At 61.4% G+C, this 16585-nt stretch carries 15 protein-coding genes; 7 read left to right on the forward strand and 8 right to left on the reverse strand.

Annotation, left to right across the window (positions count from 1 at the left end; translation table 11 throughout):
- Positions 1 to 2 precede the first annotated feature (2 nt).
- Positions 3 to 776, forward strand: a complete 774-nt coding sequence (locus NCR40_RS14635) for a molybdopterin-dependent oxidoreductase (RefSeq protein WP_244829094.1) — start codon at positions 3 to 5, stop codon at positions 774 to 776.
- A 44-nt stretch (positions 777 to 820) separates the two neighbouring features.
- On the forward strand, positions 821 to 1432 hold the full coding sequence (locus tag NCR40_RS14640) for a hypothetical protein (protein ID WP_244829095.1): 612 nt from the start codon (positions 821 to 823) through the stop codon (positions 1430 to 1432).
- 46 nt (positions 1433 to 1478) lie between these two features.
- Here NCR40_RS14640 and NCR40_RS14645 read toward each other — a convergent pair whose 3' ends face one another.
- Positions 1479 to 1895 carry a MarR family winged helix-turn-helix transcriptional regulator gene (locus tag NCR40_RS14645; RefSeq protein WP_244829096.1) on the reverse strand — a complete coding sequence of 139 codons (417 nt, stop codon included), beginning with the start codon at positions 1893 to 1895 and terminating at the stop codon, positions 1479 to 1481.
- A 130-nt stretch (positions 1896 to 2025) separates the two neighbouring features.
- Here NCR40_RS14645 and NCR40_RS14650 point away from each other — a divergent pair, with 130 nt between their 5' ends.
- Both NCR40_RS14650 and NCR40_RS14655 read left to right on the forward strand, forming a co-directional pair.
- The gene (locus NCR40_RS14650) at positions 2026 to 3477 is read left to right on the forward strand and encodes an NAD-dependent succinate-semialdehyde dehydrogenase (protein WP_250509809.1); all 1452 of its coding nucleotides are present in this window, start codon (positions 2026 to 2028) and stop codon (positions 3475 to 3477) included.
- Between the two features lie 51 nt (positions 3478 to 3528).
- Positions 3529 to 4335, forward strand: coding sequence for an NAD(P)-dependent oxidoreductase (locus NCR40_RS14655; RefSeq protein ID WP_250509810.1), 807 nt, complete (start codon positions 3529 to 3531; stop codon positions 4333 to 4335).
- Here the strand turns inward: NCR40_RS14655 and NCR40_RS14660 are convergent.
- Positions 4332 to 5750 (reverse strand): aminotransferase-like domain-containing protein, encoded by a 1419-nt coding sequence (locus tag NCR40_RS14660; protein WP_250509811.1) that lies wholly within the window; start codon positions 5748 to 5750, stop codon positions 4332 to 4334. The genes NCR40_RS14655 and NCR40_RS14660 overlap by 4 nt on opposite strands.
- 318 nt (positions 5751 to 6068) lie before the next feature.
- Here NCR40_RS14660 and NCR40_RS14665 point away from each other — a divergent pair, with 318 nt between their 5' ends.
- On the forward strand, positions 6069 to 6395 hold the full coding sequence (locus NCR40_RS14665; protein WP_250493085.1) for a DUF2917 domain-containing protein: 327 nt from the start codon (positions 6069 to 6071) through the stop codon (positions 6393 to 6395).
- 84 nt (positions 6396 to 6479) lie between these two features.
- Here the strand turns inward: NCR40_RS14665 and acnA are convergent, their stop codons facing one another.
- From acnA to NCR40_RS14695, 6 genes are all read right to left on the reverse strand, one after another.
- Complete coding sequence (gene acnA, locus NCR40_RS14670; RefSeq protein ID WP_244829101.1) at positions 6480 to 9197, reverse strand: aconitate hydratase AcnA; 2718 nt, start codon at positions 9195 to 9197, stop codon at positions 6480 to 6482.
- A gap of 105 nt (positions 9198 to 9302) precedes the next feature.
- On the reverse strand, positions 9303 to 10754 hold the full coding sequence (locus tag NCR40_RS14675; protein ID WP_250509812.1) for a bifunctional 2-methylcitrate dehydratase/aconitate hydratase: 1452 nt from the start codon (positions 10752 to 10754) through the stop codon (positions 9303 to 9305).
- A 29-nt stretch (positions 10755 to 10783) separates the two neighbouring features.
- Positions 10784 to 11293 carry a hypothetical protein gene (locus NCR40_RS14680; RefSeq protein ID WP_244829743.1) on the reverse strand — a complete coding sequence of 170 codons (510 nt, stop codon included), beginning with the start codon at positions 11291 to 11293 and terminating at the stop codon, positions 10784 to 10786.
- Between the two features lie 85 nt (positions 11294 to 11378).
- Positions 11379 to 12554 (reverse strand): bifunctional 2-methylcitrate synthase/citrate synthase, encoded by a 1176-nt coding sequence (gene prpC, locus NCR40_RS14685; RefSeq protein WP_250466472.1) that lies wholly within the window; start codon positions 12552 to 12554, stop codon positions 11379 to 11381.
- 94 nt (positions 12555 to 12648) lie between these two features.
- Complete coding sequence (locus NCR40_RS14690; RefSeq protein WP_250509813.1) at positions 12649 to 13659, reverse strand: HpcH/HpaI aldolase/citrate lyase family protein; 1011 nt, start codon at positions 13657 to 13659, stop codon at positions 12649 to 12651.
- Positions 13660 to 13841: 182 nt separating this feature from the next.
- The gene (locus NCR40_RS14695; RefSeq protein ID WP_250509814.1) at positions 13842 to 14828 is read right to left on the reverse strand and encodes a malate dehydrogenase; all 987 of its coding nucleotides are present in this window, start codon (positions 14826 to 14828) and stop codon (positions 13842 to 13844) included.
- 613 nt (positions 14829 to 15441) lie between these two features.
- Between NCR40_RS14695 and NCR40_RS14700 the strand changes: the two genes are divergently transcribed.
- Both NCR40_RS14700 and NCR40_RS14705 read left to right on the forward strand, forming a co-directional pair.
- On the forward strand, positions 15442 to 16233 hold the full coding sequence (locus NCR40_RS14700) for a GntR family transcriptional regulator (RefSeq protein ID WP_244829106.1): 792 nt from the start codon (positions 15442 to 15444) through the stop codon (positions 16231 to 16233).
- A 179-nt stretch (positions 16234 to 16412) separates the two neighbouring features.
- Positions 16413 to 16585: succinate dehydrogenase, cytochrome b556 subunit (locus NCR40_RS14705; protein WP_502800985.1), on the forward strand; the 173-nt coding region annotated here is incomplete at its 3' end.

Below are 16585 nucleotides of genomic sequence, written 5' to 3' on the forward strand. Positions count from 1 at the left end.
TCATGTCGCTCAAGCTTTTTAAAACACGAACGGACGCCGAACTCATCGTTAAAGATGCGGCGAAGGAATTAAAGGCCCCCGCGCGCCGTTTATTCGGCAAGCGCATTCTTTCGCTCGGCGGTCTCGCGATGCTGTCCGGCTGCAACATCACCGACGACAAATCCGTCAACGCGATGCTGCGCAAGATCTCGTCCTTCAACGACGACATGCAGGCGTTGCTCTTCGATCCCAAGCAACTCGCGCCGACTTATCCCGATTCGATGATTACGCGTCCGTTTCCCTTCAACGCGTTCTACGACATCGACGAAGTGCCCGAAGTGGACGCTTCGAGCTACAAGCTGCAGGTCGGGGGCCTAGTCAAAGGCAAGCGGGTCTGGACGCTCGACGAGCTTCATGCCATGCCGCAAGAGAGCCAGGTGACACGGCACATTTGCATTGAAGGATGGAGCGCCATAGGCAAGTGGGGCGGCGTGCGCTTCGCGAATTTTCTGCTGCATGCAGGCGCGGATACGACCGCGAAATACGTGGCCTTTCACTGTGCGGACAATTACTCGACCAGCATCGACATGCCGACCGCGCTGCATGCACAAACCTTGCTCACGCTCAGCTACGACGGTCAGACCTTGCCGCCCAAATACGGTTTTCCGATGAAGCTGCGCATGCCGACCAAGCTCGGCTACAAGAATCCGAAGCATATCGTCGCGATCACCGTGACCAACGATTACCCCGGCGGCTACTGGGAGAACCAGGGCTATAACTGGTTCGGCGGTTCCTGAAGAAGTCTCTTCGCTTGACCCTTATCGATACCAAAGGAGAATCCATGTCGATTCGCATGAAACTCGGCGTCAGCATCGCGGCGCTCGCACTCACGAGCGCGGCCTTCGCGCAGACGCCCGCTGCCAAACCCACGCGTATTCGCGGCGATATCGTGTCCCTGTCCGGCGACACGATGACGGTGCATCGGCGTAGCGGCGACACGGTCAAGGTCGCGGTGAAGGCCGACACGCCGGTCACGGCGCTCAAGAACATCAAGCTCGAAGACATCAAGCCGGGTCAGTTCGTCGGCACGGCCGCGACCACGGGCACCGACGGCAAGATGACCGCAACCGAGGTGCTGGTGTTTCCGGAAGCGGCACGCGGCACGGGTGAAGGCCACTACGCGTGGGACCTCGGCCCGCAAAGCTCGATGACCAACGCGAACGTCGATCAGGTCGTGCAAGGCACGAGCGGACGCGATCTCAAGCTGTCGTACAAGGGCGGCTCGAACGCTGTCACCGTGCCGCCGAACGTGCCGGTCGTGACCTTCGCGCCCGCTTCGCATGACGACCTGAAGCCTGGCAAGAAGGTGTTCGTCGTGGCGAGTCCGGCAGGTGGCGACTTTGCCGCGCAGCGTATCGTGGTGGAAAAGGACGGCGTCGCTCCGCCGATGTAAGCTTCGATGTAACGTAAGACCCGCGCCCGCTTCAGAGCGGGCGTTTTCATTCCAGACTCGCGCGCACGTCTCTCACGTTCGACACCGTCTCGTCGAAGTGCGCGGACCCGAGTTTGCGCCTCATGCGCTTCGTGACCTCCGAGCTCATCGAGCCAATGCGCTTCATCAGCGCAGGCGCCGCGGCTGTCGGATGAATCGATGCCTCGCGTCCATCCCTGTCGGTCGACCAGCGTTCGACCAAGCCGAGCTTTTGCAAGCCGTCCAGCGTGCGCGTGGCCGTGGGTCGCGAAATGGCGAGCGCATCGGCAAGCTCGCCCTGCAGCAAGCCGGGATGCTCGACGATCGCGCGCAGCATGAAGCCTTGTGACGGCGTAAGGCCGAACGGCTTGAACGCTTTCGTCCACTCGCGCTCCAATGTGCGTGCAAGCGCCGTGGTGTTGAAGTAAAGGCATTGGTCGAACATGCGGCTTTCCTTTGAATCGAATTGATTTGCTCTGCAACTATCCGCGTGTCGTCGACGAACGGGTCAGCAGATTTTACGGGCTCGGGTTAACATCGTCGTTTGCCGCGAACCACTCGTCAGGAGAACATGCATGAGCAATACGCGTTCCGACCTTCCGTCATATCCGAACACACAACTTTTTATCGATGGCGAATGGCGCGCCGGCTTGCGCGACACCGCCGTGATCAATCCCGCGAGCGAAGCGGAAATCGGCCGTCTGGCGCTCGCGGGCATCGACGAACTCTCGCTTGCCGCCGATGCCGCCGCGCGTGGCTTCAAGGAATGGCGCAAGGTTTCGCCGTACGAGCGCAGCAAGCTGATGCGTCGCGCCGCGCAGAACATCCGCGACCGCGCGGAGCAGATCGCCGCCATCATGTCGATGGAGCAGGGCAAGCCGCTCGGGGAAGCTCGCATCGAGACGCTGTCGGCTGCGGACATCATCGAATGGTTTGCCGAAGAAGGGCGCCGCACGTATGGCCGCGTGATTCCGTCCCGTTCGGACGCGGTGCGCCAGATCGTGACGCGCGAGCCCGTCGGTCCCGTGGCCGCTTTCACACCGTGGAACTTCCCGATCAATCAGGCGGTGCGCAAGGTGTCGGCGGCGCTGGCCTCGGGCTGCTCGGTCGTGTTGAAGGGACCGGAGGAAACGCCCGCGAGTTGCGCGGCGCTCGTGCAGGCTTATGCCGATGCGGGTTTGCCCAAGGGCGTGCTGAATCTCGTGTTCGGCGTGCCGGCGGATGTATCGAAATATTTGATCGCGCATCCGGCCATCCGCAAGATTTCGTTCACGGGTTCCACACCGGTGGGCAAGCTGCTCGCATCGCTGGCGGGCGAGCATATGAAGCGCGTGACCATGGAGCTCGGCGGACATGCGCCCGCTATCGTCTTCAAGGACGCGGACGTGCCGCGCGCGGCGAAGATGCTGGCATCGGCCAAGTTCCGCAACGCCGGTCAGGTGTGTATCTCGCCTACGCGCTTTCTCGTCGAAGAAGCGGCGTATGAAGAGTTCGTGCATCACTTCGTCGCGACGGCGAGCGCGGTGAAGGTCGGCAACGGTCTCGACGACGGCGTGCAAATGGGCCCGCTCGCCAACGGCCGCCGTCTCGAAGCCATGGAACGCCTCGTCGCCGATGCCCGCGAGCACGGCGCAAAGGTGCTGACGGGTGGCGAACGCGTGGGCCGCGAAGGTTACTTCTTCGCGCCGACCGTGCTGGTGGACGTGCCCATGAGCGCGCGCATCATGACCGAAGAGCCGTTCGGCCCGATTGCGCCTATCGCCTCGTTCAAGTCGTACGACGAAGTCATCGCCGAAGCGAATCGCTTGCCCTACGGTCTCGCCGCTTATGCGTACACGAGTTCGGCGGCGACCGCGGCGGCGGTATCGGACGATATCGAAAGCGGCATGCTGTCGATCAACCATCACGGGCTTGCCTTGCCTGAAACGCCGTTCGGCGGTGTGAAGGATTCGGGCTACGGTTCGGAAGGCGGCAGCGAGGCGATGGAAGCGTATCTCGTCACCAAGTTCGTGACCGAGCATCGTTGATGGAAACGCGCGGGCGTTATCACGACGCTTGCGCATCGACAGGAGAAGCAGGTGACGCGAACGGTCGTGGGTTTGCTCGGCACGGGCAGCATGGGCGCGGCTGTCGGCCACAGGCTGACGCAGAAGGGCGCGCGTGTCTTGACGACGCTCGAAGGGCGCAGCGAGGCCAGCATCGCTCGCGCGCGCGAGGCGGGGATCGAAGACGCAAGTCCCGACCGCTTCGCCGAGTGCGATTTCATTCTATCGATCGTGCCGCCCGCGGTGGCGGTCGAATCGGCGCACCGTCTGGCGCCCGTGCTTGCGCGGGCCGCCCGTAAGCCTCTCTACGTCGATTGCAACGCGGTCAGTCCGGCGACGGTCAAGCGCGTGGCAGAAGCGCTCGACGTTCCGTTCGTCGATGGCGCGATCATCGGTTTGCCATCCGCGCCAAAGTTCTATGTGTCGGGACCGCAAGCGCACCGTACGCTCGCACTCGCCGATGCGGGCCTCGACGTACACGTGCTCGATGGTCCTGTCGGCGCGGCTTCGGCGCTCAAGATGTCGTATGCGGGAATCACGAAGGGATTGACCGCGATCGGCGCGGCCATGTCGCTCGCCGCGCTTCGCAATGGCGCGGGCGATGCGCTCTTCGAAGAGTTATCGGCGAGTCAGCCCGAGCTGGCCAAATGGCTTGCGAATAGCGTGCCGCGCATGCCGCCCAAGGCGTATCGATGGGTCGCGGAGATGGAAGAGATCGCGGGCTTTATCGGCGACAAACATGCCGAGCATCGCATCTATGAAGGCGCGGCCGGTCTTTACGAACGCCTGGCCCAGGACAAGGACGCCACCGACGCGCTCAAGCAGTTCTTCGAGCGTTAAGCCCTGGCCGTCTGCGTCATGTGTTCGAAAAAGCGTGCGGCGCGCCGGTCGCCTGCGTATGCCGAATTGATGCGCACCCACGCGCACGCCTCGCCGTTCGGCCGATAGTAATTCCCCGGCGCCAGCGTCACGCCGAACTTCAGCGCTTCACTCACGAGCTTCGTCGAGTCTTCGATACCCGGCACCTTCGCCCAGACGAAATTGCCGCCGCTCGGTTGATCGAATACGTCCCAGCCGTAGCTCTCCAACTGCTGCACCGCGCTAGAAAGCGAATCGCGCACGCGCTTGCGCAGCCTTTCGAGATACTTCCTGTACGTGCCGCGTTCCAGCAGACTTGCCGCAACGCTCTCGGCGAAGCGCGTGCCGCCGAGGCTCGTCAGCACTTTCACATCGACGAGATTCTTCACGAGCTCGCGATTGGCCGCGAGATAGCCGATTCTCAGCGACGACGACAGCGTCTTCGACAAGCCGCCCACATAAATCACGCGGTCGAACTGATCGAGCGATGCGAGTCGTTGCGTCGGCACGGTTTGAAAATCCGCATAAATGTCGTCTTCCACGATAGTGAAGCCGTGCTGCGTCGCAAGTTGCAGCAGCCTGAAAGCGATTTGCGGCGCGATGTTGGTCGCCGTCGGGTTCTGGAACACGGTGTTCACGAAGAACAATTTGGGCGTGTGCTGCTTCAGAAGCGCTTCGGCCATCTCGACATCCGGCCCGTTGGCCAGACGCGGCACGCCGACGAGCCGCACGCCTTGCAGCTTCAGCAAGCCAAACAGATTGTAGTAGCCGGGATCTTCGACGAATACCGTATCACCGGGCTTGAGCATGTAGCGCACGACGAGATCGAGCGCCTGACTCGCGCCGCTCGTGATCATCACATTGGGCAAATCCGCGTTGATGCCGAGCGTGTTGAGGCGCATCTGGATCTGCTGGCGCAGGTTCGTGTCGCCGTGCGGAATGGCGTAATCGATCACGCTTGCGATGTCCGCGCGCGACGCCTGCCGCACCGCCTGCGTGAGGCCATCGACATCGCGCCATGCCTCGGGAATGAAGCCGCTCGACAGCTTGAGCGTCTCGCCGGGATAGTTGAACTGCGCGAGGATCTGGCTCGACTCCTCTTCCGCGAGACGCGGGTCGCAATTGCCAGCGTCGCGCGCGTGTTCGTCCACATGATTCGCCACGTAAAAGCCCGAACCGTGACGCGCCTGAATCAGCCCGCGCGACGCAAGACGGTCGTACGCTTCGATCACCGGAAAGCGGCTGATGCTCTGTTCGGTCGCAAGTTGCCGGATCGACGGCAGTTTCGCGCCCGCCAGCACGCGGCGCGACCGGATCATGGTTTCGATCTGGCTGACGATCTGCTCGGTCAGCGGCACGCCCGTGGCGCCATCGATATTTAGCGGAAGTGCGTTCATCGTTTTAAGTGTTCGGTCTAACAGAGTGAACAGTTGCGATCAAGTGTTTGCGGAGTGATTTGAAGTATTCGAACGCATCCGAAAATCGCCGTCAACTAGGCCAAACGGCAATCCAAACTGTTCTGAGCGAATACCGACAAAATTATTCACTTAGAAGTGTTCGGTATTCCTGGCTATACAGTTCCTGTGTAACTGTACGCAAGTGTTCATTCTAGATGTTCGGCACTGGCCGAATAATACGCTTAACGGCTGCGACACGCTTTTACATTCGCAGCATCCATCAAGCGATCAGGCGATCGAGCGACAGGGAGCGGCATCATGCGTGAAATCAGGACTTTTGAACTCGACGGGCGCGATGCGCCGACTAGCTGGTTTATCGACCGGCCGCAAACGCTGCGCGCTACGCGTGGCCAGATCTGGCTGACCATCGAGGGCGACGCCGGCGATTTCTGGCTTGATGCGGGCGAGTGCGTCGAACTTCAGCCGTTCTCGACGATATGGGTAAGCGGCGCGCGGGACGAAAGCGCTTTTTCGCTGGCGTCGGTTTCCACGCCGACGACCACATCGAGGCGCTTGATCGACGCAGCCCGCGCGTGGCTCGCGCGCCGCACGGCGCCTTCCGGTGCGGCGATCTCGAAGGCATAGTCGAAAAAAAACCCGGCCGAGGCCGGGTCCAATGTTCCCGCGCTCTTTCGAGCGCGGTCACCTGCAAAGCTACAGACTACTCGCTTACGCCGCCAGCAGCGAGCGCAACACGAACGGCAGAATGCCGCCGTGCTTGTAGTAGTCGACTTCGATCGGCGTGTCGATACGCAGCAGCACCTGCACGCGATCTTCCTTGCCGTCCTTCCGATGGATCACGAGCGTCACTTCTTGCTGCGGCTTAAAGTCGTCGCCCAGACCTTCGATATCGTACGTCTCTTCGCCCGTGATGCCGAGCGTCTGCACGCTGTCCGTACCCTTGAACTGCAGCGGCAACACACCCATGCCGACCAGGTTCGAACGATGGATACGCTCGAAGCTGCGCGCCACCACGGCCTTCACGCCGAGCAGTTGCGTGCCTTTCGCCGCCCAGTCGCGCGACGAACCCGTGCCGTATTCCTCGCCCGCGAAGATCACGGTCTGCGTGTTGTCGCCGATGTACTTCATCGCGGCGTCGTAGATGGACAACTGTTCGCCGCTCGGTTGATGGATCGTCAGGCCGCCTTCCACGCGCGTGCCATCTTCCTTCAGCGGAATCATCAGGTTCTTGATACGCACGTTGGCGAAAGTGCCGCGCATCATCACGTCGTGGTTGCCGCGACGCGAGCCGTAGCTGTTGAAGTCGGCCTTCTGCACGCCGTTCGCCTTCAGCCACACGCCCGCCGGCGACGTTTCCTTGATGGAACCTGCCGGGCTGATGTGGTCGGTCGTGACCGAGTCGCCGAAGATGCCAAGCGCGCGTGCGCCCTTCACGGCGGGAATCGAGTCGGCCGGGGTCATCGAGAAGTCGTGGCCGAAGAACGGCGGCTCCGCGATATACGTCGACTTCGGCCAGTCATAGACCTGACCGGTTTCGCCCGCGATCTTGCTCCACAGGTCGCCATCCTTCGTAAGCTGCGAGTAGTTCTCGCGGAAGGCTTCGGCGTTGAGCGCGTACTTGAGCAGCGAATGCACTTCCTCGCTCGTCGGCCAGATGTCGCCGAGATACACGTCGTGCCCGTCCTTGCCCTTGCCGACCGGCTCGGTCATGAGGTCGCGCGTGATGTTGCCCGCGATGGCATAAGCGACCACCAGCGGCGGCGAAGCCAGGAAGTTGGCGCGGATGTTCGGGTGAATACGCGCTTCGAAGTTGCGGTTGCCCGACAGGACGGCGGCCGCGACGATATCGTTCTTCACGATGGCGTCGTTCAGCTCCGGCGTCAGGTCGCCCGCATTGCCGATACACGTCGTGCAACCGTAAGCGGCGAGCGTAAAGCCAAGCTTGTCCAGATACTGCAGGAGATCGGTCTTCGTCAGATATTCGGTGACGATACGCGATCCCGGTGCCAGCGACGTCTTGATATGCGGCGCCACCGTCAAACCGGCCTCGACCGCTTTCTTGGCCAGCAGACCGGCGGCCAGCAGCACGCTCGGGTTCGACGTGTTCGTGCACGACGTGATCGCGGCGATCAGCACGTCGCCGTTCTTCACGTCGACGCCATCGGCGGTCTTGTAGTCGGCGGTCAGATCGGCGGGCTTCTTGGCAAAGCCGTTTTCGCCGACCGGCTTCGAGAAGAGGTCGGTAAACGTGCTCTTCACATTGCCGATTTCGATACGGTCTTGCGGGCGCTTCGGACCCGCCAGCGACGGCGCGACGGTGGACAGATCTAGCGTCAGCGTCTTCGTGAAGTCGATGTCGCCGGCCTTCGGCACGCCCCACAGCTTCTGCGCCCTGAAGTAGTTCTCGAAGGCGGAGATTTCGGCGTCGGTACGGCCCGTGCCCTTGAAGTAGTCGATGGTTTTTTCATCGACCGGGAAGAAGCCCATGGTGGCGCCGTATTCCGGCGCCATGTTGCCGATGGTCGCGCGGTCCGGCACCGCGATGGAAGCCGTGCCTTCGCCGAAGAACTCGACGAACTTGCCGACGACCTTCTCCTTGCGCAGCATTTCCGTGATGGTCAAGACGAGGTCGGTTGCCGTGCAGCCTTCGCGCAGCTTGCCCTTCAACTCGACGCCGACGACATCCGGCGTGAGGAAATACACCGGCTGGCCGAGCATGCCCGCTTCCGCTTCGATGCCGCCCACGCCCCAGCCCACCACGCCGATGCCGTTGATCATCGTCGTGTGGCTGTCGGTGCCGACGAGCGTGTCCGGGTAGTAGACCGTGTCGTTGCCTTCGGTCTTCTTGTGCACGCCGCGTGCGAGATACTCCAGATTCACCTGGTGGACGATACCCACGCCCGGCGGCACGACCTTGAACGTGTCGAACGCCTGCATGCCCCACTTCATGAACTGGTAGCGCTCGTTATTGCGCTGAAACTCCAGCTTCATGTTCAGGTCGAGCGCGTTCGGCTCGCGGAAGTGATCGATCTGCACCGAGTGATCGACGACGAGATCCACCGGCACGAGCGGCTCGATCGCCTTCGGGTCCTTGCCCGCGCGTTCGGCCACACCGCGCATGGCGGCGATGTCGGCGAGCAGGGGCACGCCGGTGAAATCCTGCAGCACGACGCGCGCGACGACGAACGGGATTTCATCGACGCGGGCTGCAGTCGGTTTCCAGTTCACGAGTTGTTCGATGTGCTCTTCGGAAATCTTCTTGCCGTCGTAATTGCGCAGCACGGATTCGAGCACCAGCCGGATAGACACCGGCAGACGTTCGATCTTGACCTTCAGGGCTTCGCCGAGTTGCGGCAGCGAGTAGAACTTGCCTTTGCCGGAACCACTGTCGAATTCCTTGAGCGTATTGTGAAGATTGTGGGCCATGGTTATTTTCCTTGGGCTGATCTGGGTTTGATGCAACGTTTCCTGAATCTGAAACCGGGTCGTGCCTGGTTTGACGCGCCGGCACGCGCGCACCGGCTCCAGGCGCTAGATCACATACAAATCGACGTATTCATTGACCGGCATGGCTTCGAGCTTTGCCTGATCGAGCGATACCGCGAGGATCGCCTGTTGCTGTTTTTGCGGGAACCGGCGCGCGAGATTGGTCTTGAACTTCTCGACGAGCAGCGGAATGCCGTCCTCGCGGCGGCGCTTGTGACCGATCGGATATTCCACCGCGATTTCATCGAGCTTCGAACCGTCCGTGAACTCGACGGTGAGCGCGTTCGCAATCGAGCGCTTCTCAGGGTCGTGGTAATCGGTTGTGTATTGCGGGTCTTCCACGCATTCCATCTTCGCGCGCAAGGTGTCGATGCGCGGGTCCTGCGCGATCGAATCTTCGTAATCGGCGGCGGTGAGACGGCCGTGGATGAGCGGCACGGCGATCATGTACTGAATGCAGTGATCGCGGTCGGCCGGATTGTTGAGCGGTCCCTTCTTGTCGATGATGCGGATAGCCGCTTCGTGCGTGCGAATGGTGATCTTCGCGATATCTTCGACACTCTTGCCCGCTTCCTTCAGCTTGCCGTGCAGCGTCATGGCGGCTTCGACGGCGGTTTGCGAATGGAATTCGGCCGGGAACGAAATCTTAAAGAGCACGTTCTCCATGACATACGAGCCGTACGGGCGCTGGAACTTGAAGTCGTTGCCCTTGAAGAGCACGTCGTAGAAGCCCCAGGTCTTCGTGGTCAAGACCGACGGATAGCCCATTTCGCCGGTCTTCGCGATCAGCGCGAGACGCACGGCGCGCGAGGTCGCGTCGCCCGCGGCCCACGACTTGCGCGAACCCGTGTTCGGCGCATGGCGATATGTACGCAGCGAATGACCATCGACGAAAGCGAGCGACACCGCGTTGATGAGTTCGTCGCGCGAGAGGCCGATCAACTGACCGACGACCGCCGTGGACGCGAGCTTGACCAGCAGCACGTGATCGAGCCCGACCTTGTTGAACGAGTTTTCCAGCGCGATACAGCCTTGAATTTCGTGCGCCTTGACCATGGCGATCAGCACGTCTTTCATGGCGAGCGGCTTCTTGCCGGTGGCGATTGCGTTACGCGACAGCCAGTCGGCGCTGGCGAGAATGCCGCCCAGGTTGTCCGACGGATGGCCCCATTCGGCGGCGAGCCATGTGTCGTTGAAGTCGAGCCAGCGGATCATGGCGCCGATGTTGAAGGCGGCCTGAACCGGGTCGAGCTGAAACTGGGTGCCAGGCACCTTCGCGCCGTTGGGGACGATCGTGCCGGGCACGATCGGTCCCATCAGCTTGGTGCAGGCAGGGTACGAGAGGGCTTCGAGTCCGCAGCCGAGGGTGTCGATCAGGCAGTTGCGCGCGGTTTCCAGCGCAAGCGTGCTCTCGACGCGATAGTTGAGAACGTAGTCGACTATGTCGACGAGTACCTGATCCGGCTCTGGCCGGACGTTCGAGATCGGTGCGGACATCGAGGATTCCTGTTTGATTGCAGACTTTGTTATTCGGCCTTCTTGAACAACGCTTCCGACTGCGTGGGAGCGGTTGCGCCCGCAGCCATTTCGGCGGTCATGCACTCGTCGGCCAGGCGCGACGAATCTTTGTCGGAGAACAGCATTGCCTTCGACGGGATCACGACGAGATCCATGCCCGTTGCCGCATCGTGGAAACGATCGGCGCCGGTCGTGGTGTCCTGACGGGGCAGCTTGTAGTCCTTCTTGGCCCAATTCACGGTGACGATGGTGTCACGCTTCATGTCGCCTTTCAGATAGAAAGACGCGCCTTCCTTACAGGTCCACTTGACGGCGCCTTCGGGAATCGGGTCGGTCTTCGCTGCCGCGGCCGCTTCGGCCTTGGGTGAGCGCTTGATGAGTCGACGTGCCGGAGCCGGGCGTTTGGCCTTTGCCGCCTTCGAGTCCGTGGTGGTCGTCGCGGCGAAGGCGTCGGCACTGACGAACACGCTGGTGGTAGCCAGTGTGCCGACGATTGCAGCGATCAGGAGTTTATTCATCGAAAAACCTTTCAAAACATGGAGGTTGGTAACGGTTGCCGCGCGGAGTGAATTTCGTCCTCGCGAAATTCGATCGCGCAGTCCGCTATTTTCGCTTATTTAGTGGCGTGAACTTCAAATTATCGGGACCCGTGTAGTTCGCACTCGGCCGGATGATTTTGTTGTCGATGCGTTGCTCGATGATGTGCGCGCTCCATCCCGCCGTGCGCGAGATGACGAAGAGCGGCGTGAACATGGCCGTGGGCACGCCCATCATGTGATACGAAACCGCGCTGAACCAGTCGAGGTTGGGGAACATTTTCTTCGCGTCGGCCATCACGGATTCGAGCCGTTCGGCGATGCTGAAGAGCTTGTTGTCGCCCGCTTCCTTCGAGAGCTTCTTCGCGACTTCCTTGATGACCTTGTTACGCGGATCGGAGATGGTATAGACCGGATGACCGAAGCCGATCACCACTTCCTTCTTCTCGACGCGTGCGCGAATATCGGACTCGGCTTCGTCGGGCGTCTGATAGCGCGATTGAATTTCGAACGCGACTTCATTGGCGCCGCCATGTTTCGGGCCGCGCAATGCGCCAATGCCACCCACGATCGCCGAATACATGTCCGAGCCCGTGCCCGCGATCACGCGAGTCGTGAACGTGGATGCATTGAACTCATGTTCAGCGTAAAGATTGAGCGATACGTGCATGGCTTCGACCCACGATTTCGAGGGCTCCACGCCATGCAGCAAATGCAGAAAGTGTCCGCCGATGGAGTCGTCGTCAGTTTCGACTTCGATGCGCTTGCCGTTGTGCGAGTAGTGATACCAGTAGAGCAGCATCGAACCGAGCGAGGCCATCAGTTTGTCGGCGATATCCTTCGCGCCGGGAACGTTGTGATCGTCTTTTTCGGGCAGGATGGTGCCGAGCATGGATACGCCGGTGCGCATGACGTCCATGGGGTGCGCGGACGCCGGAATCCATTCGAGCGCGGCCTTGAGGTTTGCGGGCAAGCCGCGCAAAGCCTTGAGTTTTGTCTTGTACGCCTTCAACTCGGCGACGTTCGGCAGCTTGCCATGCACGAGCAGATACGCGATCTCCTCGAACTCGCTGGTGGTCGCGACATCGAGAATGTCGTAGCCGCGATAGTGCAGGTCGTTGCCGGTCTTGCCGACTGTGCACAACGCGGTGTTGCCAGCGGTCACGCCCGAAAGCGCGACGGATTTCTTTGGCTTGAATGCGCCCGCTGCGGCGGGTGCGTCGGTCGATACGGTATCGCTCATTGCTTCAAGTCTCCTTTCAACGCTCAGGGCGTGCGTTACTTCTTCTTGAAACGCGCGCTGCGTAACCGCTCGCGCGCGTGCTGCAAATGCTCTGTCATGCGTTGCCGCCTTGCGCCGGCGTGGCGAAGAGCGACGCGTAATCGCTTGGCATTGCCTGGCCGGTGGCCTCGGCGCGCCGCAGCACCGACCAGTAATAGCGATAGCTCGCGCGATCGTGCAAGGTATCGCGGTGACGCGTTGGGCCCCACTGCGCGCGTTGTGCGCCAAGCAGTATCTCGGCGGCGAGCGCGATTTCATCGGCACGTGGCGAGAAGGCTTCGACGACAGGCCGTATTTGCTCCGGATGAATGCTCCACATGCGCGTATAGCCGAACTCGTTGCGCGCGCGCCCGGCGTCGTTCGCCACGATGCCCATGTCGCGCACTTCCGTCGATACGTTGTGGGAAGGCACCTTGCCGTGTGCGTGACACGCCGCCGCGATTTCCAGCTTCGCGCGCCGCACGAGCGGATGTTCGAACTGGCCGGGCGAGCGCATGGCGGTATCTGGAATGGCGCCGTTGTGCGCCGAAACGAAGTCCATCAGACCGAAGCTCAGCGATTCGACGCCGGGCAGCGCCGCGAGCTCGAAGGCTTCGCGAAGCGCGCCATGTGTTTCGATCAGCAGATGACAAGGCACCGGTTTCTCGATGCCGAACTCGCAACGCGATGCCTCGACGAAAGCCACCATCTCGGCGGCGTCGAAGACGCTGCGGATTTTCGGCAGCATGACGAAGGCAGGCGCTTTCCTCGCGTGACGCAGGATGATGCGCACGTCGTCGCGCCACGCGCGGTGATTGAAGTCGTGAATGCGCACGCCCACGCGCCCGAAGCGGTCTTCCTCGCCGCCGACGAACGACGCGACGAGTTCCGCATGCTCCGCCTCGCGGCCTACTTCCGCACCGTCCTCGCAATCGAGCGTGATGTCGAAGACCGGCCCGAGTTGCGCCTGCAACGCGAGCGACTTCTTCATCAGCTTTTCGCTGCCTGCGTAGTGATCGCAGGGCGGCAGGACAGCAGGCTGCGGGTCGCCGTCAAACAGCACTTCGGCGGGGGTAAGAGCGCGCATCGTCGGCGTCGGGTCCAATTGGGGGAAAAGGATGTCGATCTTGCTCAATGCTTCTGATTCGGCCGCGCTCGGGCTGCTTCCGTGAAAGCACGGCAAGCTCCAAACGCGTTCGAATCAGGCGCGATGCATCGGATGCATTCGCGCCAGCGGGAAGCCTCCCGGCTTCCCCGCGATACTTAAAATTACTTGCCCAGCAAATGCGCCACGCCGTCGCGCTCTTCTAGCAGTTCGTTCAGCGTGCCGTTCATTTTTTCGCGCGAGAACGCGTCGATTTCCAGACCTTCGACGCGTTTGTACTCGCCGTTTTCGCACGTGACCGGCACGCCGTAGATGATGTCTTCCGGAATGCCGTACGAGCCGTCCGACGGAATGCCCATGGTGACCCACTTGCCATTGGTGCCGAGCACCCAGTCGCGCACGTGGTCGATTGCAGCGTTAGCCGCCGATGCCGCCGACGACAGACCGCGCGCTTCGATGATCGCCGCACCGCGCTTGCCGACCGTCGGGATGAACGTGTTGCGGTTCCATTCGTCGTCGTTGATGAGCTTCGTCAGGTCGTCGCCGGCGGCCGTGGCGAAGCGGAAGTCGGGGTACATGGTCGGCGAGTGGTTGCCCCACACAGCCAGTTTTTCGATCGATGCGACCGGCTTGCCCGACTTGGCCGCCAGTTGCGACAGCGCGCGGTTGTGGTCCAGGCGCAGCATGGCGGTGAAGTTCTTCTTCGGCAGATCCGGCGCCGACTTCATCGCGATATAGGCGTTCGTGTTGGCCGGGTTGCCGACCACGAGAACCTTGACGTCGCGGCTTGCGACTTCGTTGAGCGCCTTGCCCTGAACCGTGAAGATTTCGGCGTTGGCCGACAAGAGGTCCTTACGCTCCATGCCTTTCGAGCGCGGACGCGCACCGACCAGCAGCGCGACGTCGGCGTCCTTGAACGCGACTTTGGGGTCGTCCGTGACGACCACGCCTGCGAGCAGCGGGAACGCGCAGTCTTCCAGTTCCATCACGACGCCCTTGACTGCGCCTTGCGCTTGCGGCAAATCGAGCAACTGAAGAATCACGGGCTGGTCTTTGCCGAGCAGATCGCCATTGGCGATACGGAACAGCAGCGAGTAGCCGATTTGACCTGCGGCGCCGGTGACGGCAACGCGCTTTGCGGACTTAGCCATTGATAACTCTCCTGGACGGTGCGTGGAACGCTAGGGAAAGCGCCATTTTATGCGCGTTACGCAAAGCGTTGATGAAAGACATGCCTGCCATGCCGCCCGCGAAGCGTGGGAACGCCCGGCCGATATCCTGCCGATGCGGCTTCGCGCCTGTATGGGCGCCAAGGCGAGCGGTGCACCGACGGGCGCGGCGTGACTGTCATGCCATGAATCTCTCGTTCGAGCGAGTTGCTTGCGGGAGGTTTCTTTAAGGACGCGAAATTCGCTTGGGTCCAACGGCAACGCGCCCATACGAGACGGCGCTTGACGTTGCGAGGCGATAGGCAGGCAGCGGCGCGCGAATCGAGTGGTCGATCGGCGTAAGGCGAAAGCGAAAGGGCGTGCCTGGCGGTATGTCGCGCGGCCGAAGAACTGACGGCATCTGGCGAAAACCGCCAGGACAAACGCGCCGGTCAGCTCGGTTTCCGGTGTTACGACAACCCGCAAACCCTTGCTCGACAAGGAGTGTAGGGTTCGTCACAAGCAAAGTCAACACTATCTTATGTCTTATATAAGACATAGGATTCTCAGGGAAAGCTCTGGACGCACGGCGCGGCTTTGTGTTGAAATGCGCGGCATGAATTCGAACCCGGCGAGCACGACGAACCCGAACGGCAGCGCGAGCGCGGCTGAGGCTGCCGCGAGTACGTCGTCGCCTACGTTCAGTCCGCTATATCAGCAAATCAAATCGCTCATCACGCAGGGGCTCGAAACGGGTGAATGGAAGCCCGGCGAAATCATCCCGAGCGAGGTCGAACTCGCCGCGCGCTATAAAGTCAGCCAGGGCACTGTCCGCAAGGCCATCGACGAACTCGCCGCCGACAATCTGCTCGTGCGCCGCCAAGGCAAGGGCACGTTTGTTGCGACGCACAATGAAGACCGCGTCCAGTTCCGCTTCCTGCGCTTGTTGCCCGACGACGGCGACGCTCATCCCCACGTCAGCCGCCTGCTCGAATGCAAGCGGCTGCGCGCGCCCGCCGAGATCGCGCGTCAACTCGATCTGAAACCGGCCGACCCCGTTGTTCTTATCAAGCGCCTGTTGCAGTTTGATGGCGTGACGACCGTTTTCGACGAAATCTGGCTGCCCGGCGCGGTCTTTCGCGGCCTGACCGCCGAGCGTCTCGCCGATTACAAGGGTCCGCTCTACGCAATGTTCGAGACGGAGTTCGGTACGCGCATGATTCGTGCGACAGAGAAGATCCGCGCCGTCGCCGCTGACCCAGCGGTCGCGCGCCTGCTCGATGTGAAACCGGACTTTCCGCTGCTGTCGGTCGAACGCGTCTCCTATACGTATGGCGACCGGCCGGTCGAAGTGCGGCGCGGCTGGTATGTCACGACCGGGTATTACTATCAGAACGACTTGAGTTGAGCGCCGAAAGCAGGCGGGAAATGCAGGGTGGCAAGCAGTGCGTAAGTTTCGCGCAAGCACGTAGGGGATACTCTTTTCTTACACGCCTTAGAAGAGTGTTTTAGGCCGGTTTTCGCTGCAGCGCGGAATAAAAAGGCGCTAAAATCGCGGATTGGTGTAATAACAAGTTGGGGTCTAGCATGGCTGAAGCCGTAAGAAAACCAAGGCCCGAGTTCCGGAACATCGGGCTTGGTCAACTCGCGAAGTATCGTTTGCCGCTCGCCGGGAAGGTGTCCATCCTGCATCGCATCAGCGGCTTGCTGCTTTTCGTGTCGCTGCCGTTCATTCTCTATCTGCTCGATCAGAGCCTGAC

The sequence above is a fragment of the Caballeronia sp. GACF4 genome (genome assembly GCF_023631025.1).
Lineage (GTDB): Bacteria > Pseudomonadota > Gammaproteobacteria > Burkholderiales > Burkholderiaceae > Caballeronia.